Raw genomic sequence first — 22,647 nt, 5'->3', positions numbered from 1 at the left:
TACTTTATAAAATTTTGGGCTAAGGGAATTCCCCTTGCAATTTTAACCTACAAAGTAGTACTTATGAAAAGTGTATTAATAGACGATGCTACGCTCGTTAGCAATTACATCAAAGGAGACGAACAATCACTAGCTATGCTCATAGCGAGACATAAGCAACGTATATACAGTTTTATATACTCGAAGGTGTATGATCGCGATATCTCTGAAGATATTTTTCAAGACACTTTTATTAAAGTTATCAAGACGCTCAAGAAGGGCAAGTATAATGAGGAAGGTAAATTTTTACCATGGACGATGCGTATTGCGCACAACCTGGTGATAGACCACTTCCGTCGTAATAATAGGATGCCTAAGTTTGATAATGCAGGTGAGTTTTCTATATTTTCTGTTTTGAGTGATAATAGCCTCAATGCCGAAAAGCAAATGGTGCGAGATCAAGTAAACAGAGATGTTAAGCGTATTATTGAAGAGCTTCCAGAAGATCAGAAAGAAGTACTCAAAATGCGTATTTATCAAGAGATGAGCTTTAAAGAAATCTCTGATCGTACAGGTGTGAGCATCAATACTGCCTTAGGTAGAATGCGTTATGCACTTATCAATATGAGAAAAATAATTGATACCAATAATATAATTCTAACAGATTAATATAATATGCGGTACATATTTGCGTTCTTAATAAGAATCAAACAAAAACCGCATGGCAAAAACTTACACTACACCCTCGTCAGGTCATAATAAGACGAACCAATTTGAACCGAAACAAGAGACTGTAGATTTTCTCTTGAATTTTTCTAAGGCTTTAAGTGTTATGCATTATAAATCGATGAAGTTTGAAGCATTCATCAACTAAACTTTGATAAAACCTCGACCAGTCATCGAGGTTTTATTTTTTCTTCCTTTTTGCCATCATTTTCTCATAGTCGGCTATTACTGTCTTGCGACCTATGGTTTTTGTAATAATGTCTTTTTCTAGATCCCAGCCTCTTGCTGGTGAGTACTGGCGACCATACCATATAATTTGCAAGTGAAGATCATTCCATACATGCTCTGGAAATAAACGCTTTGCATCTTTTTCTGTTTGTACCACATTCTTACCATTTGTGAAGCCCCAGCGATACATTAATCTATGTATGTGCGTATCTACAGGAAATGCAGGAATGCCAAAAGCTTGAGACACCACAACACTAGCTGTTTTATGGCCCACTGCTGGGAACTCTGTAAGCTTCTCTATGCTGGCAGGTACCACGCCATCATACTTATCTATGAGCATATGTGACAAGCCATGAATGCCTTTTGCTTTCATAGGTGATAGTCCTACAGGCTTTATGATATCTCGTATATCTTCTACTGTGAGCTTGATCATATCATACGGATTATCTGCCACTTCAAATAGAAGGGGAGTGATTTGATTAACTCTAACATCTGTGCTCTGAGCACTCATTAACACAGCAATAAGAAGTGTATACGGATCTTTGTGATCTAATGGAATAGGTATCTGAGGATATAATTCTTGTAACGTTTTTATCGTGAAGTCTACCTTTTCTTGTTTAGTCATATGGTGTGCATAATTATTCTTTATGGTGTAATCCATAAAGCTTAAACGTATTCCTTTATTGTAATTGCGAGAACTCGTAACTTTATAATTCAATGCTTTCACTAGATGTGATAGTTTACGCTTTCGCGAAAGCATAACATTGCTATGTAAAGATAATTAACTAGTGCCAATGATGGATGAGAATTCCTAATTAGCCAAAACCAAACACAGATGAATACATTAAAAGTGGGCGATAAAGTCCCAGATTTTACAACAACAGATCAAGATGGAAACGAAGTAACACTAGCGAGTTTCAAAGGCAAGAAACTTATCGTTTTCTTTTACCCGAAAGCAAGTACACCAGGTTGTACCGCAGAGGCTTGTAATTTAAGAGATAACTACAAGGAATTACAGGCGCAAGGATATCACTTACTAGGAGTGAGCGCAGATTCTCAAAAACGCCAGAAGAATTTTGCAACTAAATATGAGTTTCCTTTCCAGCTACTAGCAGATGAGGACAAAACAGTAATCAACGCCTTTGGTGTTTGGGGACTTAAGAAATTCATGGGTAAGGAATATGACGGTATTCACCGTATGACTTTTAAAGTAGATGAAGAAGGTGTGGTGAGCGATGTGATACAAAAAGTAAAAACTAAAGACCACGCTGCACAATTGCTTGACGCATAGTGTTGTGAACTTAGTCAAAGTATAAAGGGCGATACATTTAATGTATCGCCCTTTGTTATATAAGAATTTATGTAATTATTGTTTTTCATAAACCAGTAATGGTCCGTCGCACATCATCCAACTATTCTGTAATTTACCGTCCTTACGTAATAGTAATTCCTCACTATCATTTCCGGTGCAACTACCTACTATCTGTAAACCATCTGTGTACTTTAATGAATAAAAAATACCCTCACTAGTTTCCTTTGTAGTATAATTTCCAGATGCTTCTATAGTGGGTCCATCTTTAGTTTGCTGCTTTGTGAAAGTCATTTCTGGAGTAAATACATAGGTCTGACTCATGGAAAGCTCACCTTCTTGATCTGATGGTGGTACCATGCCGGCGGTCATCTCAACAAGTTGCCAGGTTTCCCCTTTTATGTCGCTTGTAGTATTCTTATCTCCGCAAGCAGATACAAGAAATATTAAAGAGATACCAACTATGTAATTAAGCACATTCATTATTTATCAGCTTCTAAAAGTGCTTGAGATTGATACCCAAAAAGGTTACGAGACTTAATAAGCTCTGCAACTCCCTCTGGAAGCATACCTTCCCAACCTTTTTCACCGTCAGAAATCATTCTTAACACTTCTCTAGAGAAGATATCTGTAATTTCTGGGTCGTAATTTTCAATATCAAGTACTTTTCCATTGAGTTTAAAGAACTTATACAGTTCTTTCATACGTGGATGTACTTTTAGATTATCGCTATTAGTATATTCTCCTGTTTTTGGATCTTTCATAGGGTATAAGAACACCTTAAGATCTTTAAAGAATAATTTACCGAATGCTTCTAGAATACCTCCACTTAAGTGACGGTAGTAGCTAGTGTCAAAGATGTCAATTAGGTTATTCACACCCATAACCAGACCCATACGCTCCTTAGTATAGTTTGAGAAATACTCAACAACGCGATAATACTCTTTAAAGTTTGAAATCATTACGGTCTGTCCAAGAGAACCTAATAATCGAGCTCTTGCCATGAAATCTTCCTCATCAATATCACCTTCGGCGCGTAGGTTAGACAGTGTGATTTCAAAAATAGCTTCTGTCTTTTTCTCGTTTACACGATTTGCCTCTACAAACATTTTATATGCTTTTTCAAACATATCCATGTTTACCTTAGTTACAGGGCGGAAACTACCGCGCAGCGCAAGTACGTTTTTCTTGTATAGTAATGCCGCTGGAAGGATATTATTACCTTTTGCATCAAACATTACTGCCTCTGTCATTCCATTTTTAACAAGTTGTAAACTCATTAAACGGTTATCTACATGTTCAAACTGAGGTCCAGAGAAGTTTATAGTATCAATCTCTATCTGATCTTGATCAATATGATCGTATAGATAGCGAAGTAAGTTTTTAGGGTTATCATGCTTATAAAAAGCACCATAAATTAGGTTTACACCTAATGTTCCTAGGGTAAGCTGTTGTAAACGAGCGTCGTTTTCATGAAAACGAACGTGTAGTATAATCTCATTAAATTCCCCTTCTGGAGTGATCTGGAATCTAATTCCTACCCATCCGTGACCTTTATATTTTTTTGCAAAATCTATGGTAGCCACCGTGTTTGCGTATGTAAAGAAGATTTTATCTGGCTGCTTGTAGCGTGAGATACGGTCCTCAATGAGTTTCATCTCATGCGAAAGCATTTTCTTAAGACGCTTTTCTGTTACATAACGACCATCATCTTCTACACCATAAATAGCATCAGAGAAGTCTTTATCATATGCACTCATTGCCTTTGCTATGGTACCACTTGCACCACCTGCTCTAAAAAAATGACGAACCGTTTCTTGTCCGGCACCTATTTCGGCAAAAGTTCCATATATGTTTGCGTTTAGATTTACGCGAAGTACCTTATTCTTGAGAGGAGGTACTTTTTCAAAGTCTTTGTCTCCTAAAATTTTAACAGCCATAGTGTGTTTTTATCCATTAATTAATGGTCACTCAAAGATACTAAAAGGTTGTAGTAGCCAAAAAAATAACTGTATTTTTGTTACACAATTAACGGCGTGATAAGCGCATTATTTTCTCAAACATTAGTGAAAATCACCTTTCTCGGTACTGGCACATCACAAGGAATTCCTGTAATAGGAAGCACACATCCCGTGTGTTTAAGCACAGATGCTAGGGATAAAAGATTACGTGTTTCTGTTCTAATAGAATGGGAAGATTATAATTATGTAATAGATTGTGGTCCAGATTTTAGACAACAAATGTTGAGTACGCTTTCGCGAAAGCGCACAACCGAAGGAGATCCAGCGCCCTTGCATGGTATATTATTAACGCATGAACATGCCGATCACGTTGCTGGGCTGGATGACATAAGACCTTTTGTTTTTAGACAAGGTGATATGCCTATTTATGCTCATAAACGAGTTTTGAAAACTCTTGCCGAACGTTTTGATTACATTTTTACGACAGAAAATAGATACCCAGGAGCACCTAGTGTAGCTTCAAAAGAAGTTGTAAATGGTGTATCTATTACATTAGGTAATATCGAAGTGCAGCCTATTGAAGCATATCATGGATCATTGCAAGTCTTTGGATATCGTTTTCAAGATATTGCTTACCTCACAGATGTTAAGACTATTGCAGATGACGAGATTGAAAAATTACAAGGATTAGATATTCTCGTGTTAAATTGCTTGAGGGAAGAAGCGCATTATACACATCTTAATGTAGAGGAAGCGCTTGATCTCGTGGCAAAAATCAAACCTAAACGCACTTATCTTACGCACATAAGTCATCATCTAGGTTTTCACGCAGAAGCCGAACAAAAATTACCCAAAAATGTCTTTCTAGCTTACGACGGACTTACCTTAACTACATAATTTATGAGACGTAATATTTTTTTATACTTATTCCTTTTTGCAGCATTGTATATTATTTTTCAATATATCAACAGTAGCAAGGGATTAGAATACCAAGGGAAGCAGATTGAAAAGATAGAAAGAAAACTAGCAGACAAAGATTCTATTGCAGGAATGTACCAAGAACGTCTTGCACATGTGGAGTACTTCACGTTATTAGGTAATGATAATGCAAAGGAGTATTTTGATAATGATGATCTAGACTTAGCTATAATTAAACCAGCTATAGAAGATGGATTATATGCAAAAAATACAGCTCAAGGTAACGAGCTTATCACATTTGTAGGTGACGGAAGACCTTTCCAAATCAATAAAGTACAGATCTTAAACCATCGCTGGATCATCGCCGACTTTTCTGATGGTAAGAAATGGGGAGAAATGCTGGTGGAGTATTTTGTAAATGAAGACGGAACGGTAGATTATAAAACCGTGGAGAGTTTAGTGTATCCTAATTAAGAAATTATATTTAGGTGATTTTACATCACGATCAGACATAAAAAAACAGGCTTTACGCCTGTTTTTTTATGTCTCTATTTACTTTGTAACCATTCCTTAAACTCATAGAAGTTAGTAGGATGAACTCCGTGACCTACAGGAAACTCACTTAAGGTAGATTCAATCCCTATATTTTTGAGATAGCCAGGTGTCTTGCGAGCAGCATCTATTGGTATTACTTGGTCTACAGTTCCGTGTGAGTTATAAATATTAAGATGTGCATATGATGGACTACTCTTTAAATCTATAATCTCTTCATTGATGTAACCACTCAAGCCTATAACATTCTTAATTTTTTCTGGGTAGGTGAGTGCTACTGCATAGCTTAATATCGTTCCTTGGCTAAAACCTAGCAAGGTTACGTTGTGCTTGTCTACATCGTACTCCGCTACAATCTCATCTATAAATCGTGCGATGATATCTCTAGACTCACGAGCACCATCATTATCTGAGGTTTTTACGCCATCACCATCTATAGTAATATGATACCACGCATTTCCATAAGGTTGCATCGCAATAGGAGCCTTTGCAGACACTATGAAATACTCCTCAGGAATTTCTTCTGCAAAGCTAAAGAGGTCTTCTTCATTACTTCCATAACCATGAAGGAGAATAATTAATGGAGCTTTACCCGTAGAAGGTTTTGATGGTTTACGTGTGATATATTCTAATAACATATAATTGAAATAGTAGACATTACAAAGCAAGTAATGTCCTGATGTATAATTGTTGCTTGCTCGTAGGGAGACTAGTTGTTTCCGCCGAAAACATTTTGGTAAAAGGCACCTACTAAAGGTACAAGTTGGCGTTTACCTTGAAAAGCAGAAATAATTCCAAAAAGCCACAGTGCAAAAAACAGCACTAGAAATCCTATAGATGCCATAGGTATGTCTAGGTAACTGAGCGGCATCATTACTAAGAAGTAGCTCAAGGTTAAACCTAATGACTGTCTAAGATGAAAAGCAGCAAACTCATTTTTTGACTCGCTATTCATAAAATAGGCTATAATTAATCCTACGAAGGTAATGTAGCTTAAAACTGCAGCTGTTTTTCCTTCAAAAACGGTGTTTTCATCCATTAGTTAAGTACTAGTTGGTTATTTGCAATAATTCCATACACATCTCCTTTCATTTTTTGATTAAGGAATATGGCATTATTTGAAGTTGATTTGATGTGTTCTTTAGTAAATGTAGCCGTGCCTTTTGTTGTAAATAAGGTGATATCTGCTGGGCTATTTTCTTGTATTGGATTACTTTGGCCTATAAATCTACGTCTACCGGCAGTAAGTAGTGTTACGGCGCGCTTCTCGCTCACAATGGTAAGTAGCGCTTTAAATGTAGCTTCTTGGGATATAGCGCCATACATAGCATTATCAAACTCTACGTGCTTGCGCTCAACATCTAGGGGATTATGATCACTAGTCACCATATCGATAGTGCCATCTTTTACACCTTCTATCAATGCATCTACATGCTCTTGATTTCTTAGTGGTGGTAATACTTTATAACGAGTATCAAAATCATCTATAACTGTATCTAATAAGTACAAATTATGTATTGCAACACTACAAGTAACGTCTAATCCTTTCGTTTTAGCTTGTTTTATAAGTTCAACACTTGCCTTTGTGGAAATTGTAGGGATATGAAGGCTTCCGCCAGCATATTCTAGTATATGTAAGTCTCTTGCTACTTGAAGACTTTCGGCTATAGCGGGAATTCCTTTAAGACCTACTCGGGTGCTTATTTCTCCTTCATTTACCATTCCTTTTCCAGCAATTTTCTGCTCTTGAGGAAATGATAAAACAAGTCCGTTGAATCCTTGCGTGTATTGCAGTGCAATTTTAAGCAAATTTGGATTTGCGATAGGTTGTTGATAATCACCAAAAGCCACAGCTCCGGATTGCTGCATATCGTATAATTCTGCTAGATCTACGCTTTCACTATTTCGCGTAAGCGCACCTATAGGAAAAAGAGAAGTTGCATGTCCTTCGGCCATTTTTTTTACAAAAGTGACATCAGAGCTTGTGTCAATAATAGGGTAGGTGTTTGGATTGAGTGCTACTGCTGTAAAGCCACTTAATGCCGCAACTTGTAAGCCGTGATCTATAGTTTCTCGCTCCTCAAATCCTGGTTGCCCCATACTCACGCTACTATCAAACCAACCTTGTGATATATGGAGATTATCGCGCTCTATAAGCGTCTCTCCTTTTGTATTTTCTAGATGTTCTCCTATTTCTATAATGAGGCCATCCTTAATTCTAACATCTTTTGTACTACTGTGATGTGGGCTATCACTGTCTACAATTATGGCGTTCTTTATGAGTGCTTTCATTTATAGAATTTTAAAATCAAGATTTCTAGTACTAGGAATAACAAGGCAAAAATAACAAACCATTTCCAAAGCGATTGGACACTATCTGCTGTTTTGAATTCGTCAAAAAGATCTTCTACAGAGGTGTTATAATGATCTGTAGCACCCGTGTTTAATGCTGCATATCGTAATGTGCTTTCACTGCGACTGTAATTATAACTGACTTGCTGTACCGTATTATCTGATAGCTTAATATTGTAAATACCTGCTTTAGATGGCGAGTCACTCGTTGTAATTTGTACTTTATTTCCTTTGGATTGTTGCAGAGGAATAAGTGTATTTGAGCGGTCTAACATGTCTTCCAGACTTAAAATATCATCTTCTTGAAGCGCGACAGGTATGTCGTATGTTGTGTTTTTACCTACAGGCATATATAATCGTGGCAACTGCAAGCTCTGTCGCGACATATTGTAAAATGTAGGGACTATGAGCGGCGAACTTTGGAGGTTTGAATTTGCTACATCTATACCTCCAGAGATTACAAAGAAATTTGAAGAATAAGACAAGAAAGGACTTCCATCTTCAAAACGAAGTAACGCATCTCCACCTTGTATGGCAAAAGACTTTGAAACGGACGGATATTGAAAGTTTTTTATTCTTGCATCAAACACATCTTTATAAACAGGATGGTCATAATTGATGGTGGTTACTAATCGCTTGGTAGTTTCACTTTTTGAGATATCAAAGTTTCCTAAACTGCTTAACGCATTGTTGTAACTAGTCGCATCTGCATTTGAATCTAAAATAATGGTGGTAATTCCTCCCGCTTTCGCGAAAGCGTTCAAAGCACCACTAAGAGATACGCCTATTTCTGAAACTTGATTTATAACGATATAATTAAAATCTGGTATGCTGCTATAATCCAGATTCTTAATGTTTGTGCTTTTATACTCAAACTCTGGAGCCGTAAAAATACGTGACAAATAATCTGAGTTTGCACCATTTATTGCGAGTACTTTTATGGGCTGACTTTTATTAATGTTAAAAAACATGGTGTTATCAAAAGCGAGTAGGGGATCTTCAATGACGATACGCCCTGCGATTTCTTCTTTTGTGTCTATATCAAAAACTACGGTAGTCGTTAGTTCGCTATCAAAAGATGCTGTTCCCTTAGCCAGTAATTGATCACCGTTGTATAGAGAAACGGCAGTATTTATATCTTTCTTTTCACCTGCTGAAAGCGCTACAGTAAGGGCTATGCTTCCTGATTTTCTTTGTGATATAAAAACGGAATCTATACTTACATTGTTTTTTATGACAGGCTGGAGCTGCACGTAATGTTTTTCTACACCATCTGTTTGTAGTTGATACGCCTCACCATTATCCTGAAAGTCAGAAATCATAATGAGCCTCTTATCTTTTGATTGGTCTCTAGAAAATTCTTTCTGAGCTCTGAGTGTTATGGCAGTTTCAGATAACTGTGATGCTGCATATGGTAGTTGTAGCAACTCGTTACGCATGTTTTTGACAGTGGTATTTCTATACGTATCTGTATTTGTAATTAAAGTGAAGGTTTGATCCTCGGGAATATTAGTAATAATATCTTGGGTGGCCGTGCGTAGCAATTGTCCAGAAGAACCCTTTGCTTGCATACTGAATGAGTTATCCAAATAAATGATAGTTTCCTTTTCTCGGGTTGCGCTATCTGATTGTGTGATAAATGGTTGAGCAAATGCTAGCACAATTGCAGCAATTGCAGCCATACGAGACAATAACACGAGCCATTTCTTTATGGAATTACTCTTACGAGTTTGAATGTTGAGCTTTTGAAGAAAGGCAACATTTGTAAACGCTTCTGTCTTAAACTTACGAAGTTGAAATAAGTGAACGAGGATAGGGATAAGCAGTAAGAACAGTGCATAAAGGAGTTCTGGATGTCTAAACTGCATGTGCGATTTTAGGTTTGTTCAAAAATACTTAAAACGGACTTTATCGCCTAATGGTAAAAGTGAAAATACTCCCTTCACCAACCACAGAAGAAACACTAATAGTACCACCCAATCCTTCTACCAGTTTACGCACGGTTGCCAATCCCATTCCAGAACCTTGTTTGCCATTACGATCTTTAGTTCCTGTAGTTTTAAATAGGTCAAAAATAATGTCTTGTTTGTCTTCTGGAATTCCGGTACCATTATCTTTTACAGATATAGTGTAGAAGTCTTTAGATTCCGTTGCACTTATTTGGATGGTGGGAGTATCCTTGTCATTGTATTTTGTAGCATTATCAACAAGATTTGATATTATCTGGTCAATGGCGATTGTAGAAACAGATGCTAACTTGATATCATCTGTAACGTTAATAGCGACATCACTAGACTTATGTAAATCTGCTACGTTTTTAACTAGTTTAAAAAGTGTAGTATTCTCTTTTGTTGCCAGTAATGTATCTGCTCTATAATAGTCCAGAAGCCCATCTATATAACCTCTCATAGACTTTGCCGAAGTATCTAGATGCTTTAAATACAGTGCAAAATCTTCATCATTGCTATCCAGGTAATCTTCTTTCAAGAGGTTGAGTAAACCTTCTATACTTGCAAGTGGAGACTTAAGATCATGAGCTACTAATCGAGCAAAATCTTCTAAACGATCATTACGTTGTGCAGTTTCATTTTCTGAGGCTGCGAGGTCCATATTGCGTTTGCGAGCCTCAAATAATAAAACTGTTTGCTTTGCAAGACCACGCAAAGCATCTTGTTCTTCTAAGGATAACGTTCTTGGTTTGTGATCATAAACACATAAAGTGCCTAAAGCATAACCGTCACTTGTGCGTAAAGGAACACCTGCATAAAAAATTGCTTTAAAATCTTTAACTAATGGATTATCTTGAAAACGTTTATCTAAACGAGCATCTTCTACTAGAAAAATGGGCTCTTCTGTGAGAATAGCGTGACCACAAAATGAGATATCTCTAGGAGATTCAGACATATCAATACCACGTCTTGATTTCAAAAAATTACGATCTGCATCTAGCAATGTAACTAGTGATATTGGTGTATTACAGATGTGAGAAGCAAGCTTTGTTATCGTGTCATAAGCATCTTCTGGAAGCGTGTCAAGAAGTTTATATGACTTTAATACTTCTAGTCGTTTGCTTTCGTTAATTGGCTTTTGAGGTGCTATCACAGTGTAATTTTAATCAAAAATAGTCTTTCTAAAATATAGCTAATCATATTCTATATAAATAATACCTATAGTGCATCGAGAATAATTAAAACTTCTCGAAGGCTCCTAATCCAAACAATGCAAAATCATATTTTACAGGATCATTAGGATCCATTTTTCTTAGCGCTTTATCTAGCTCCTGCAATGTTTTTCCGTCGTTTTGCTTTCTCTTAAGCAGTTTAAGTTTTCTAGCTACATTACTTGTATGGACATCTAATGGGCATGAAAGTAAACTAGGGGAAATAGTGTTCCATATTCCAAAATCTACTCCCGCATTTGCATCACGTACCATCCATCTCAAAAACATGTTGATACGTTTTGCAGCAGAGTTCTTGAGTGGGTCACTCACATGCTTTTGTGTTCTTGGTAAATGTTCGACCTCAAAAAATAATTTCTTAAAATTTGAAATAGCGGGTTGTAGGCCTTCACTTGTGATTCCCTTCTTAAAAGCATTTTCTAGACCGCCATGATTGAGGTAAATGTGCTGTAATGCCCTTATAAATGTCTCTAAATCTCCGCTATTAAAAGTGCGATGTACAAACCCATCAAAAAGGTGCGCTTGTTCTGGATCGTAGTTTAAGATAAAATCATAAGGTGCATTCCCCATGATATCCATCATTTTTGTAGCATTCGTTATGATACTCTTGCGATTGCCCCAGGCAATAGTAGCTGTTAAGAAAGCGGCAATCTCGATATCTTCTTTTAGTTCAAATTGGTGAGGGATTTGTATAGGATCGTGTGGAATAAAATCGCCATTCTCATATTGAATTGCTTTTTCATCCAAGAAAATTTTAAGATCCGTTTTATTCATGTGTTACTCTGCTGTATATAGTAGGGTGTGGTGCGCTTTAGCGAAAGCGTATTCATATTAATTATTCACAAACTCACCATCTTTCATTACAAGCTTACGGTCTGCCATATCTGCTAGCTCTTCATTATGAGTAACAATAATAAGCGTTTGATTAAACTCATCTCGTAATCTAAAAAATAGTTTATGTAGATGATCTGCACTTTCTGTATCGAGGTTACCGGAAGGCTCATCTGCCAGAATGAGTGCTGGATTGTTTATAAGTGCTCTAGCTACTGCCACACGCTGTTGCTCTCCTCCAGATAGCTCATTAGGTTTGTGATCATAGCGATGGGACAGCCCTAAAAAGTCAAGAAGCTCTTTAGCACGAGCCTCTGTGGGTGCCTTATCTTTTTTGGCAATAAATGCAGGAATACACACATTTTCCATCGCTGTAAACTCTGGAAGTAGCTGGTGAAACTGAAAAATAAACCCTATGTGCTCATTACGGAAAGCACTTAGTAACTTAGATTTAAGTCCTGTGAGAGATTTTCCGTTAATGGTAAGTTGTGCCTGAGCATTATTATCAGGCATATCTAGAGTGCCTAGAATCTGTAGTAGCGTAGTTTTACCTGCGCCACTTTGACCAACAATAGAAACCACTTCACCCTTTTTTACATTTAAAGCAACGTCTTTAAGAACTTGTAGGTTTCCAAAAGTTTTTGATATATGTTCTGCCTTTACCATAATACAATATTGACTGTGAAAGTACTATAATACCTGCTTTTTACCAACGGACTAGGCGGTCTTTTTAAAGATGCCTTTTACATTATTATAATCTATAAAGTAAGTGACTCTAAGTGATAATGTATGGTTAAGAGGTTCATCAAACAAGTTACCAAGACTCTGGCCATAATCTAAAGTAGATTGCTCATCAAAATTCGAAATTTGATGGCGGTATAGTAATGATGCTTCGCTTCCTGGAGCAAAACGCCAGCGATAGCTCACGTCTAGGTTCCAGATATTGAAATTTGCATTAGGATCACGCTGTACGGTGGTATCGTAGTTATCTATTTGAGATCTCGATCCATCATTGTTAAGTAAGTAATATATATTACTACTGTGGTCTGAAACCGCCCAAAAATTACGTAAACTCAAATTAAGCGCCTTGTATGGGTCAAAATTATAATTTACATTAATTCTATTTTCCAAGGATTTAACATCTCTAAGACCTAAGAATACCTCTGTATCTGTATTATCTACCCATCCAAAGTTGTCTTTTCTGCTTGAGTAATTTGATGATAAAATAACGAGTAGTTTATCTGAAAACCTATAACGAGGCGAGAAATTAATACTGTGATTAAATTGGTCTTGATTGCCAAACCAAGAACGTATAGAACCTCTTAAATCAAATGCAAATTTCTTTCTAAAGTCGGTTGAGATAAAGCCACTGCTCCCTAGGTTAGACTCAAAGGTTACAAATCTTCCGTCTACTCTGGGTTCAAAATAATCTTGCTCTTTTCCATTAAGACTCATGTCGATTCCAAAAGCTAAGCGTTCTGTAGTTGAGAAGAAAGAATCAAAGCGTATACTGTTTCTAGTTTTTATGCTTGGCTCGTATAGCCTTCTATGTCTTACGGTAAGATCAAAGCGATATCTGTTGAATTTACCTCTAGGCTGTATTAACTCATATGAACCACCCACTGCAAAATTGTTAAAATTGTTTCTAAAATTTAAACCAAGATCATTTATATTGAGTTTGGTATCTGCAAAGTCATGTCCAAAACGGTATCGCCAGTTGCCTTTTATTTTCCTAAAATCAAATTCTGATAAAAAACCGCTAGTAGTTTCTCCTGCTTCTCTTACATTGCTAAAGATTGCGCGCCCAGAGGCTCTAAAGTTATTTCCCTTATCTGCTAGGTCAAACACACCTCCTGTTACATTTGCATTTCTAAATTTACTGCCACTTCTAGTTACATTAGTATTAATAAGAGAAACGGAAGAGTTTTGATTAAACTGTTGATCTAAAACAAAAACATTGTAATTAGTAAGAGGTTCTATCACTTCGTCACGTCTAGTTTTTTCAATAACTGTGGTTCCATTCACTTCTGTGGTAATTGTGTTTTCTATGGTTGCAAATGTCTCTTGACCTATAGAATTCAAAAAACCAATACCCAAACCTCCTTTTGTACGTCCAGAAATCTTGACAGAATTTGCAAGCTTTACGGTAGAAGGTGAAGTTATCACTTCTTCTGTACTTAAGAGCTCTGGGCTATTAGAGGGTGCACCACCTATACGTCTTGAAAAGAAGATTCTCCCCTTATTAAATAAATCTATTCCTTCTGTAAAGAATGCTCTATTCTCCCCAAAGGTTTGCTCAAAAGGACCTAGGTTAAGCTCTACATTATCAAAAGCTACCTGACCGAAATCTGGAATTAATTGTGCATCAAGTGTAAAACTGTCTGTAAGACCGTATTTTATATCAAGACCTCCGGCAAAGTTGGTCTCATTATTCCCATCAAAGAAATTAGTAGATGTTTGAGCAAATGGAAATAAAGTAAGTCGTACAGGGGGATCAATATCGCGCACACCTGTTACGGTTCCATTGTATTGTGTGTCTCTACCAACACCACGTTCTATAAAATTCCATGTATGCGTTTCATTCTTTTTTACTAATCTTCTATAGAAATTTACACTCCAGTCTTGAACAGTAACCTCTGGAAACCGCAGTGCATTATAAGGAATACGATACTCTGCATACCACCCTTTATCATCTCTTGAAACTTTACACTCGAACACTACATTAAATCCAAAATCTCTGTTATTTTGTGTTATACGTTGATCACCTATGGTTCCTGCACTGGTCACATAAAATCGAGTTTCATTAATCCCGTCATTATAGGTGTTTAATGCAACTACAAAGTGATCCGCTTGGGCAAATACCTGATCTCGCTGACTGAACTGACTAGGAATACTTTCTGGGTCCGGGTCAAATAAATAAGCTGCTATGTAAACTGCATTATCATCGTAAGCCATTTTAATCTCTGTACGCTGATCTTCATCTATTGTTCCTACATTTCCAGGCTCAAACATGTTAAAATCATCATAAGTTGCCAGCGATTTCCATACGGCATCATCAAGTACCCCATCTATTTTAGGCGGCGTGCTTATACGCTCTGCATTGAGCGTTTTCGTTTGCTGACCGTATACTGATAATGAGGGTAATAAAACAAGGGAGAAAATTCCCAATAGAAAAATGCGCATGACATGTGTTTGGTTTGCTCGACAAATCTAACCGTGAGATTCTAAGAAAACTCCAAATAAAAAGTTAAATAGAGAAATAAAAATGTTTAATAAATAGTATATTTGATTAAACAAAAAAAATAAATTGCACTCATGCCATACAGAAGCTTTGAAGAATACAACATTGAAGTTACAGACGAAATAAAAGATAATTTTACGTCAATTATAAAAAAATTAGGAGAAGACACCGACAGAGAAGGTATTCTAAAGACACCTGAAAGAGCCGCAAAAGCAATGCAATTCCTTACCTCAGGATATGAGATGGATCCAAGTGCTATACTTAAAGGCGCTATGTTTAAAGAGGATTATGATGATATGGTTATCGTAAAGAATATAGAGCTCTATTCATTATGTGAACATCACATGCTACCATTCTTTGGTAAAGCTCATATTGCATACATACCTAATGGACATATTGTAGGATTAAGTAAATTACCACGTATAGTTGACGTTTTTTCAAGAAGACTACAAGTACAGGAAAGACTTACACATGATATCTTAGAGTGCATTAACTCCACATTAAACCCTAAAGGTGTTGCTGTTGTGATTGAAGCGTCTCATATGTGTATGATGATGAGAGGTGTGCAAAAACAAAACTCCACAACGACGACTTCTGGTTTTAGAGGACAATTTGAAAAGCAAGAAACTCGTAATGAGTTTCTCAAATTGATTTCCTCTAATTTAGATTAATAATTTTGGAATGTTATTTGATTAGCTTAAAGTATTATATTTAATATACTTATGGATAATCAAACAAATAAATACAAGCTTTTATTAATTGGACTTCTTATAGACGTCTTAGGGATACTTACCTCAAGTTGGGTATTCCCGGTAATAGGAGATATGTCAGACGTGGTCTGGGCGCCATTATCTGCATGGCTTATGACAAGAATGTATAAAGGCACTGCGGGAAAAGTAGGGGGTGTAATCACCTTTGTAGAAGAGGTTGTACCTGGATTAGACATCATTCCTTCTTTTACCTTAATGTGGCTATATACGTACGTTTTGAAAAGTACTGCAATAGGGCAAAGTATTGAGAAGAAATTTGAATAGTCTTCTCAATTACAATTTGAACTACAATATTTTGTTATAAAAAAAAGCCACTCAATCGAGTGGCTTTTTTATGATATTGATAAAGAGTAATTGTATACTAGTACTCTCTTAACGCCTTTACGTATTCACGTAATTCGTCTTCATTTGTTTTTTTATCTACATCTCTTATTAAGCAAAAGAAGTAGTGTAAGCTTTCTTCCGGAGTGCTTTCGGCAGGATCTGCAGCTGCAATAATTTCTTCATTTTCATCTTCAATATCATCATCTGCAGGGATAGGAATTGCAAAAGTTCCTGTTTCCTCTATGTGTTCAGCGGCAAGGCGTGTCGCTTTGGCTAATAAAGGTAGTTGCTCTGTAATAGTATGTGGGCGAAGTGCTTTAAGGTCTTCAACCACTGTATTTGTTATAATTCCGTTTTGAGCTACATCTCCTATGAGTTTTTTGATCAAGTTTACGGCTTTACTATCTTGAAGTGTATTCATTGTAAAATGATGATTTATATATGAAGTTGGTATTGTTGCAAAAATAGGTTTTTGATTCGCTTTTTACGACTATTTTTTATTATAAATTCGCAATAAGTAATCAATTAGCAATGAGCAAACGGGCGTTAAAAAAGCAAATTTCCACACTAAGCAATGCAGAATTGCAAGAGCAAATTATAGAGCTTTATGAGCGTATACCTGAGGTTAAGACCTATTATGACTTTGTATTTAATCCTAAAGAAGACAAACTCGTAGACGAGGCAAAAATTAAAATAAGTAACGAGTATTTTCCCACAAGACGTAAACGCCCTAGAAAAAGACGTTCTATTGCACAGAAGTATATCAAGCACTTTAAAACTTTAGGTATGAACCCGCTGTTGCTTTCTGATGTGATGATTTTTAATATTGAAATAGCACAGACTTTTGAACAATCTAGTCCAGGACTTCCAGATGCGTTTTATAAAAGTATGCTCAATTCCTTTAAAGAACTCGTGCAGTATGTTACATATCATCATTTATTAGAGGATCTTGGCGAACGAATAGAAGGCATAGTTTCACTAGCCGAGGATGGAAAGTGGCCTAATGCAGCTTTGTTTGATGAAGCAGCAGATCCATCATAAAGACATTCACTTTCATTCATTTATCTGAAATTCGACATAATTTTTAAAATTGTGTCAAGAATTCTTGCGGTACGCTTTCGCAAAAGCATAAAAATCCCTTAGTTTTGCAAGATTGACTTTTAACCGAAGAAACCTACACTTTTGAGCGACGCTATTCAAGAAAAAGAAACTCCAGAAAAAGAATTATACGATTACCAACTCAAGGATCTTGAGGCTGTTTTTAGCGTAATGGATCGTACATCGGAAGATTATAACTTGTTGTATCAACTGCCTACTGGTGGTGGAAAAACGGTTATTTTCTCTGAGATAGTTCGTAACTATATAAAAAGGGCTAATAAGAAAGTTGTAATCCTCACGCACCGTATTGAACTTTCTAATCAAACCTCGAGAATGCTTACTGAATTTATGGTTCCTAATATGATCATAAGCAGTGATGTTAAGACACTAGATGATAGTGAAGATTACATGTGTTATGTGGCAATGGTAGAAACGCTTACTAACAGATTACAAGAGGAGCAGATGAATATGGATGATGTGGGTCTTGTTATTATTGATGAGGCGCATTATAACTCTTTTAGAAAACTCTTCAGCTACTTTGAAAAGGCTTTTATACTTGGGGTAACAGCGACTCCCTTAAGTTCTAACATTAAGTTGCCCATGAAGGACAACTATAGCGAACTTTTAATAGGGGAGAGCATACCGGCTTTGATAAAGAGAGGATTCTTATCTAAAGCAAAAACAATAAGCTACAATGTTGGGTTGAGTTCGCTTAAGCTTGGTATTAATGGTGATTATACAGTGAAGTCTTCAGACATTCTGTACACAGATACCATCATGCAGCAAAAGCTGTTAAGCGCTTATGAGGATCAATCTAAAGGGAAGAAGACGCTTATCTTTAATAATGGTATAAATACCTCTCGCTACGTCTATGAGACGTTTAAAATGGCAGGGTATGACATACGCCACCTTGATAATACCCACAGTGCTAAGGAGCGAACAGAAATCTTGGACTGGTTTAAAAATACTCCAGATGCAATACTTACTTCTGTAAGTATTCTTACTACTGGTTTTGATGAACCTACAGTAGATACTATTATCTTAAACAGAGCAACAAAGTCACTTACCTTATACTTCCAGATGATAGGTCGTGGATCACGTATTGCTCCAGGTAAAACTACATTTAAGGTACTTGATTTAGGAAATAACGCTGCACGTTTTGGACTTTGGGAAGCACCAATAGACTGGAAAGAGATTTTTGCATACCCAGATTTCTATCTTGAAAACCTAATTGCAGATGAGGAGATAGAGCGCAACTTCACCTACGTGATGCCTCCAGATTTACGCAAGGAATTTGCAAATACTAAGAATGTTTATTTTGATATCAAGAAGGAATACAAACGTGTAATTAAAGAAGGACTTAAAGCAAAAACAGCATTAGAAAATGCCATCGAGCAACATGCAGAAATGGTGATTGAAAATAGTGAAGATGTTTTTGATGCGAGAATCCTTGCACGTAAGTTAAAGGATGATATCGCGTATCGAGTGCGTCTATATTCATATAGTATTATGAATAACACTAAAAACTATAGAGACTGGTTACAAGAAGATTACGAGCGTAAGTTAAAGCTTAGAGTTAATCAGATTTGTAGAGAACGAGATATGTAATCTCTGCAAGAAACTACCATAGTATATTTATAAAAAGAGCCCAGAAGTATAAACTTCTGGGCTCTTTTATTTTTGAGGATGATTAATTTCTATAATGAGAAATTAGCTTTTCTGTTCTGCGGCATATGCTTGCACTTCATCAAGAACACGTAATAAATTACCACTCCATAGTTGCTCGATTTCTTCTTGTGTATAACCACGACGCACAAGCTCTATAGTAACATTCATAGTTTCTGATGCATCGCTCCAGCCTTCTACACCGCCACCGCCATCAAAGTCTGATGAGATACCTACGTGATCAATTCCTATCTTTTCTACTAGGTAGTCTATGTGATCTATAAAGTCTGTCACATCTACCGCAGGAGGAAGGTCTGTGCGTTCTGCCAGTTTCTTCTTCTGTGCAGGCAGTAGTACGTTTGTATACGTTTCGTAATACGCTTTTCTTTCGGCTTCTGGTAGCGCTCTCGCTGCCGAGCGATCAAGCCATGTAACTCCAAGAGAATCTGCGATGTTTTTTATTACTTGATTTGCTTCGGCTTGGTATGCGTCGTTTTTTTCTGTGTTTAAGTAGCTTTTAAAAGCAACTGTTTGCACGACACCGCCATTATCTTGCATCCATTGCAATTGCTCATCATCAAGATTACGGCTATGATTACATAATGCTCTTGCCGAAGAGTGAGAAGCTATAATAGGCGTCTCGCTCATTTCAATCATCTGGCGCATTGCTTCCTTACTAGGATGCGATACATCTATCATCATCCCAACACGGTTCATCTCTGCAATAACTTCTTTTCCTAAGTCACTTAGTCCATTGTGAAGCCAAACATCATCTGCTTCACCGGTGTTACTATCACTTAGCTGGCTATGCCCATTATGCGCTAGAGACATATAACGACCTCCTAGATTATAGAACTTCTCTACATTAGAAACATCTGTGCCTACTGGATATCCATTTTCTATACCAATCATGGCTACTTTTTTACCAGATTTCCAGATATCTCTTGCTTCTTGAGAAGTAGTTGCTAGCTGGATTTGGTCTGGAGCTATCTCTTCACAGAGTTTATGAATGGCATCAAATTTTGACATTGCATTCTCATAAGCTGCTTTATAACCTTCTTCGTTAAGCTCTCCTTGACCTGTATACACTACAAACCACGGCACGTCTAGACCACCTTCTTGCATTTTAGGTAAGTTTACCTGTGAAGCAAGATTTTGAGTATAGTTTACAGTATCTGTAAAATTATCTACGTTTATATCGCAATGCGTGTCTAGTGTCATCACGTTACTGTGTATTTCTTTTGCTTTTGTAAGTACTTCAGCCTCCGTCATTTCTTTAGGTGGTTCAACTTCTTTTTTCTTTGTTTCTTGACACGAAAACATCGCTAGTAAACATGCGGTAATAGTAATGGATCTAATCATTGGTTATGATGGTTTTTGAAGATCCTAAGATACTGAAATTGAATGTTCCCATTTTCGCGAAAGCGTAAAAATCTCAAAAGTTAATAAAGAGCTGTGTGTCGTACCATATACCATTTGCATCTTGTATAGATGCTATACTGGTGTGTGTGGCATTACTTTCTATAGCTGCTTTATGTTTAGTACTCTTAAGCCAACCTTTTACAACTCCTTGTGCTGTGAGATAACCTTTACCTACATTCTCGCTCACAGAGGTCGCTCCTTTATATTTCAAGTAGTCACTGCGTTTAAAGAAGTTATCATGACTCATAAGTCGCTTGTCTACCATATAGTTAGTGTGATCAAGGGCTTGGGCTTGAGATAGAGTAGTGGTTCTCAAAGTAGAGATACCAAGACTGTCTCGGTAGTCATTTACAAGCCGTAAGATGGCAGCTTCTCTATTACTATCACTGGGTCTGTTGCTCGTAGATGTAATAGGCGGACTAGTGGTGGTGTTAGATTTCTTTTTCTTTTTACAACTGGTAGTAAGCACTACCAGAACGAGTAATACGTTTAAAATTCTCATATTTAGATACTTATGGTTAATAGTAGCTAAGTTATAAAAAAAAGAAGACCCTAGCGCTTATAGCAACTAGGGTCTACCAAACTAACCAACCAAAAATCTAATTCTTATCCTCTTCTAGATCTCGTAGATGTACTTCTACTTGACTTGCTATTTGAACTTCTGTTCGTGCGCTGTGGTGCAGCCTTACGAGAAGAAGATCGCTGAGTGTTTACTTTACTTGAGCTTCTACTCTTAGTAGTTACCGCTCTTTTTTGTGAGGTACGAGGTGCAGCTTTAGACTGTGTGCGTGTTCCTCTATTTGTTGCTACAGACTTAGTGCTTCTGTTTGTAGTACGCGTTGTAGGTCTTGTTGTTCTAGGAGTACTCTTACGTACGCTATTGCCAGATCTAGATGACACAGATGGGCGTTGTCTAGGCGTAGTAGTTGCTGTAGGTCTTCCTCGTTTTGTTTCATTACGTCCAGAAATTACAGCACGCTTGTTTGTACTTCTTCTTGACGTTGTAGTAGCAGTACCACGTTGTGCACCATTACGGCTTGTAGATTGTGCCACACGACCATTTCTACTTGATGTATTTGCTGCAGTTGTTCTACGTGCAGAGGTGTTATTTCTTCTTGAAGCAGTAGTATTTGCACGACTTGCAACACGTCCTGTGTTTGCTCTTGTAAAGCGAGCGTTATTACGATCTACATTATCACGTCTACCATTATTATGAGCTACACGACCTCTATCTGGACGTCTAAAGTCACGGCGAGCATTTGCATACCCACGGTTGTAACCTCTGCTATAATTGTTTCTATGATATGCGTAGTTATAGCGTACTGGATTATAATATCTTCTATATGGTGTATTAAACACTAGACATCTGTTAAATACAGGTCTATAGTAGTAATTATGGTATGGGTGGAACACATAGTTTCTGTTATACACGTTGATGAAGCCTGTATAGTGAGAAAATAGTCCGCGATTGTTGTAATAAATCTGTAGTCCACCTACACGAGATATTCTGTTATTTCTATAGTTGATACGTACGTCACCAGCTTGTGCAAGGCGCCCGAAATTATCATAATATAATGGAGTGTCTTCTACTTGTATCACAGCTCCATACTCATCGTACTGTACATATGGATCGTAGTCAAAACCTGTATTAAAGCTTATGCCTACTGGCCCAGCGTTTACAGAGAGGCTTACTCCTTCTACATACTGTGGAATATAAAAATCAAACTCTCCATCTGGAAATACTGAAAATTCGATACCGTTTTCTACAAAAATATACTTGCTACCGTCATATACGGTACCGCGTCGTATTGATGTATCTTCTTCTGCTGCATAGGTACTTGCCGAGAAGGTAAGTAGTCCTATAAATAATAATGCAAGATGTTTCATAATGTTCGTTTTTAATTAATTGTGTGGATTGATGTTCACAATTAGGTAATTACAAGTAGCGTGCCAAAGTCTGAAAAGCACTCTATACCAAGTAGGGTAGTAGTACCGCTTTCGCGAAAATATTAATTCATTATACTTAGTTAAATCACTATAAATGAAGTTGATGTTCGAAGTGTGAGAATATAATCACCTTGTAGAAAGTTACC

The 22,647-nt window shown here is 36.9% G+C and carries 23 protein-coding genes; 8 read left to right on the top strand and 15 right to left on the bottom strand.

Annotation, left to right across the window (positions count from 1 at the left end; genetic code table 11):
- Positions 1 to 63: 63 nt before the first annotated feature.
- On the top strand, positions 64 to 648 hold the full coding sequence (locus KRODI_RS13475; RefSeq protein WP_013752172.1) for an RNA polymerase sigma factor: 585 nt from the start codon (positions 64 to 66) through the stop codon (positions 646 to 648).
- A 238-nt stretch (positions 649 to 886) separates the two neighbouring features.
- Here the strand turns inward: KRODI_RS13475 and KRODI_RS13470 are convergent, their stop codons facing one another.
- Positions 887 to 1,558, bottom strand: a complete 672-nt coding sequence (locus KRODI_RS13470; protein ID WP_041295941.1) for an endonuclease III domain-containing protein — start codon at positions 1,556 to 1,558, stop codon at positions 887 to 889.
- A gap of 210 nt (positions 1,559 to 1,768) precedes the next feature.
- Here KRODI_RS13470 and bcp point away from each other — a divergent pair, with 210 nt between their 5' ends.
- The gene (gene bcp, locus KRODI_RS13465) at positions 1,769 to 2,224 is read left to right on the top strand and encodes a thioredoxin-dependent thiol peroxidase (protein WP_013752169.1); all 456 of its coding nucleotides are present in this window, start codon (positions 1,769 to 1,771) and stop codon (positions 2,222 to 2,224) included.
- 75 nt (positions 2,225 to 2,299) lie between these two features.
- On the opposite strand, the gene KRODI_RS13460 is transcribed toward bcp, so the two are convergent.
- Together KRODI_RS13460 and KRODI_RS13455 are read right to left on the bottom strand one after the other, a co-directional pair.
- Positions 2,300 to 2,719 carry a hypothetical protein gene (locus KRODI_RS13460; RefSeq protein ID WP_148236003.1) on the bottom strand — a complete coding sequence of 140 codons (420 nt, stop codon included), beginning with the start codon at positions 2,717 to 2,719 and terminating at the stop codon, positions 2,300 to 2,302.
- A gap of 5 nt (positions 2,720 to 2,724) precedes the next feature.
- Positions 2,725 to 4,182: a hypothetical protein gene (locus KRODI_RS13455; protein WP_013752167.1), complete on the bottom strand. Its 1,458-nt coding sequence runs from the start codon at positions 4,180 to 4,182 to the stop codon at positions 2,725 to 2,727.
- Between the two features lie 126 nt (positions 4,183 to 4,308).
- Between KRODI_RS13455 and KRODI_RS13450 the strand changes: the two genes are divergently transcribed.
- Together KRODI_RS13450 and KRODI_RS13445 are read left to right on the top strand one after the other, a co-directional pair.
- Positions 4,309 to 5,100, top strand: a complete 792-nt coding sequence (locus KRODI_RS13450; RefSeq protein ID WP_013752166.1) for an MBL fold metallo-hydrolase — start codon at positions 4,309 to 4,311, stop codon at positions 5,098 to 5,100.
- A gap of 3 nt (positions 5,101 to 5,103) precedes the next feature.
- Complete coding sequence (locus KRODI_RS13445; protein ID WP_013752165.1) at positions 5,104 to 5,595, top strand: hypothetical protein; 492 nt, start codon at positions 5,104 to 5,106, stop codon at positions 5,593 to 5,595.
- Positions 5,596 to 5,669: 74 nt separating this feature from the next.
- Here KRODI_RS13445 and KRODI_RS13440 read toward each other — a convergent pair whose 3' ends face one another.
- From KRODI_RS13440 to KRODI_RS13405, 8 genes are all read right to left on the bottom strand, one after another.
- Positions 5,670 to 6,311: an alpha/beta hydrolase gene (locus KRODI_RS13440; protein ID WP_013752164.1), complete on the bottom strand. Its 642-nt coding sequence runs from the start codon at positions 6,309 to 6,311 to the stop codon at positions 5,670 to 5,672.
- A 71-nt stretch (positions 6,312 to 6,382) separates the two neighbouring features.
- Entirely contained in the window at positions 6,383 to 6,712 is a 330-nt protein-coding gene (locus tag KRODI_RS13435; protein WP_013752163.1) for a DUF4870 domain-containing protein, read from the bottom strand.
- Positions 6,712 to 7,965 (bottom strand): dihydroorotase, encoded by a 1,254-nt coding sequence (locus KRODI_RS13430; RefSeq protein ID WP_013752162.1) that lies wholly within the window; start codon positions 7,963 to 7,965, stop codon positions 6,712 to 6,714. Before KRODI_RS13430 ends, KRODI_RS13435 begins: the two co-directional genes overlap by 1 nt.
- A complete protein-coding gene (locus tag KRODI_RS13425) occupies positions 7,962 to 9,893 on the bottom strand; it encodes a BatA domain-containing protein (protein WP_013752161.1) in 1,932 nt (643 codons plus the stop codon). The genes KRODI_RS13430 and KRODI_RS13425 overlap by 4 nt, the downstream gene beginning before the upstream one ends.
- Before the next feature lie 40 nt (positions 9,894 to 9,933).
- Positions 9,934 to 11,127 carry a sensor histidine kinase gene (locus tag KRODI_RS13420; protein ID WP_013752160.1) on the bottom strand — a complete coding sequence of 398 codons (1,194 nt, stop codon included), beginning with the start codon at positions 11,125 to 11,127 and terminating at the stop codon, positions 9,934 to 9,936.
- Positions 11,128 to 11,212: 85 nt separating this feature from the next.
- Complete coding sequence (locus KRODI_RS13415) at positions 11,213 to 11,977, bottom strand: TIGR02757 family protein (protein WP_013752159.1); 765 nt, start codon at positions 11,975 to 11,977, stop codon at positions 11,213 to 11,215.
- Positions 11,978 to 12,034: 57 nt separating this feature from the next.
- The gene (locus KRODI_RS13410; protein WP_013752158.1) at positions 12,035 to 12,700 is read right to left on the bottom strand and encodes an ABC transporter ATP-binding protein; all 666 of its coding nucleotides are present in this window, start codon (positions 12,698 to 12,700) and stop codon (positions 12,035 to 12,037) included.
- 51 nt (positions 12,701 to 12,751) lie between these two features.
- Positions 12,752 to 15,217, bottom strand: coding sequence for a DUF5916 domain-containing protein (locus KRODI_RS13405; protein ID WP_013752157.1), 2,466 nt, complete (start codon positions 15,215 to 15,217; stop codon positions 12,752 to 12,754).
- A gap of 132 nt (positions 15,218 to 15,349) precedes the next feature.
- Between KRODI_RS13405 and folE the strand changes: the two genes are divergently transcribed.
- Positions 15,350 to 15,946, top strand: coding sequence for a GTP cyclohydrolase I FolE (folE, locus tag KRODI_RS13400; protein WP_013752156.1), 597 nt, complete (start codon positions 15,350 to 15,352; stop codon positions 15,944 to 15,946).
- Positions 15,947 to 15,997: 51 nt separating this feature from the next.
- The gene (locus tag KRODI_RS13395) at positions 15,998 to 16,309 is read left to right on the top strand and encodes a hypothetical protein (RefSeq protein WP_013752155.1); all 312 of its coding nucleotides are present in this window, start codon (positions 15,998 to 16,000) and stop codon (positions 16,307 to 16,309) included.
- 97 nt (positions 16,310 to 16,406) lie between these two features.
- Here KRODI_RS13395 and KRODI_RS13390 read toward each other — a convergent pair whose 3' ends face one another.
- A complete protein-coding gene (locus tag KRODI_RS13390) occupies positions 16,407 to 16,790 on the bottom strand; it encodes a hypothetical protein (RefSeq protein WP_013752154.1) in 384 nt (127 codons plus the stop codon).
- 110 nt (positions 16,791 to 16,900) lie between these two features.
- Between KRODI_RS13390 and KRODI_RS13385 the strand changes: the two genes are divergently transcribed.
- Both KRODI_RS13385 and KRODI_RS13380 read left to right on the top strand, forming a co-directional pair.
- A complete protein-coding gene (locus tag KRODI_RS13385) occupies positions 16,901 to 17,410 on the top strand; it encodes a DUF6155 family protein (RefSeq protein ID WP_013752153.1) in 510 nt (169 codons plus the stop codon).
- Between the two features lie 141 nt (positions 17,411 to 17,551).
- Entirely contained in the window at positions 17,552 to 19,075 is a 1,524-nt protein-coding gene (locus KRODI_RS13380; protein ID WP_013752152.1) for a DEAD/DEAH box helicase, read from the top strand.
- A gap of 102 nt (positions 19,076 to 19,177) precedes the next feature.
- Here KRODI_RS13380 and KRODI_RS13375 read toward each other — a convergent pair whose 3' ends face one another.
- The 3 genes from KRODI_RS13375 to KRODI_RS13365 form a co-directional block, all read right to left on the bottom strand.
- Positions 19,178 to 20,494, bottom strand: a complete 1,317-nt coding sequence (locus KRODI_RS13375) for a dipeptidase (protein WP_013752151.1) — start codon at positions 20,492 to 20,494, stop codon at positions 19,178 to 19,180.
- 73 nt (positions 20,495 to 20,567) lie between these two features.
- Positions 20,568 to 21,056, bottom strand: a complete 489-nt coding sequence (locus KRODI_RS13370) for a CAP domain-containing protein (RefSeq protein WP_013752150.1) — start codon at positions 21,054 to 21,056, stop codon at positions 20,568 to 20,570.
- Positions 21,057 to 21,160: 104 nt separating this feature from the next.
- On the bottom strand, positions 21,161 to 22,441 hold the full coding sequence (locus KRODI_RS13365; RefSeq protein ID WP_013752149.1) for a hypothetical protein: 1,281 nt from the start codon (positions 22,439 to 22,441) through the stop codon (positions 21,161 to 21,163).
- Positions 22,442 to 22,647 lie beyond the last annotated feature (206 nt).

This window comes from Dokdonia sp. 4H-3-7-5, assembly GCF_000212355.1.
Taxonomy (GTDB): Bacteria; Bacteroidota; Bacteroidia; order Flavobacteriales; family Flavobacteriaceae; genus Dokdonia.
The sequence above is the reverse complement of the archived record's forward strand: the minus strand, read 5'-3'. Positions and strand labels throughout refer to the sequence as shown.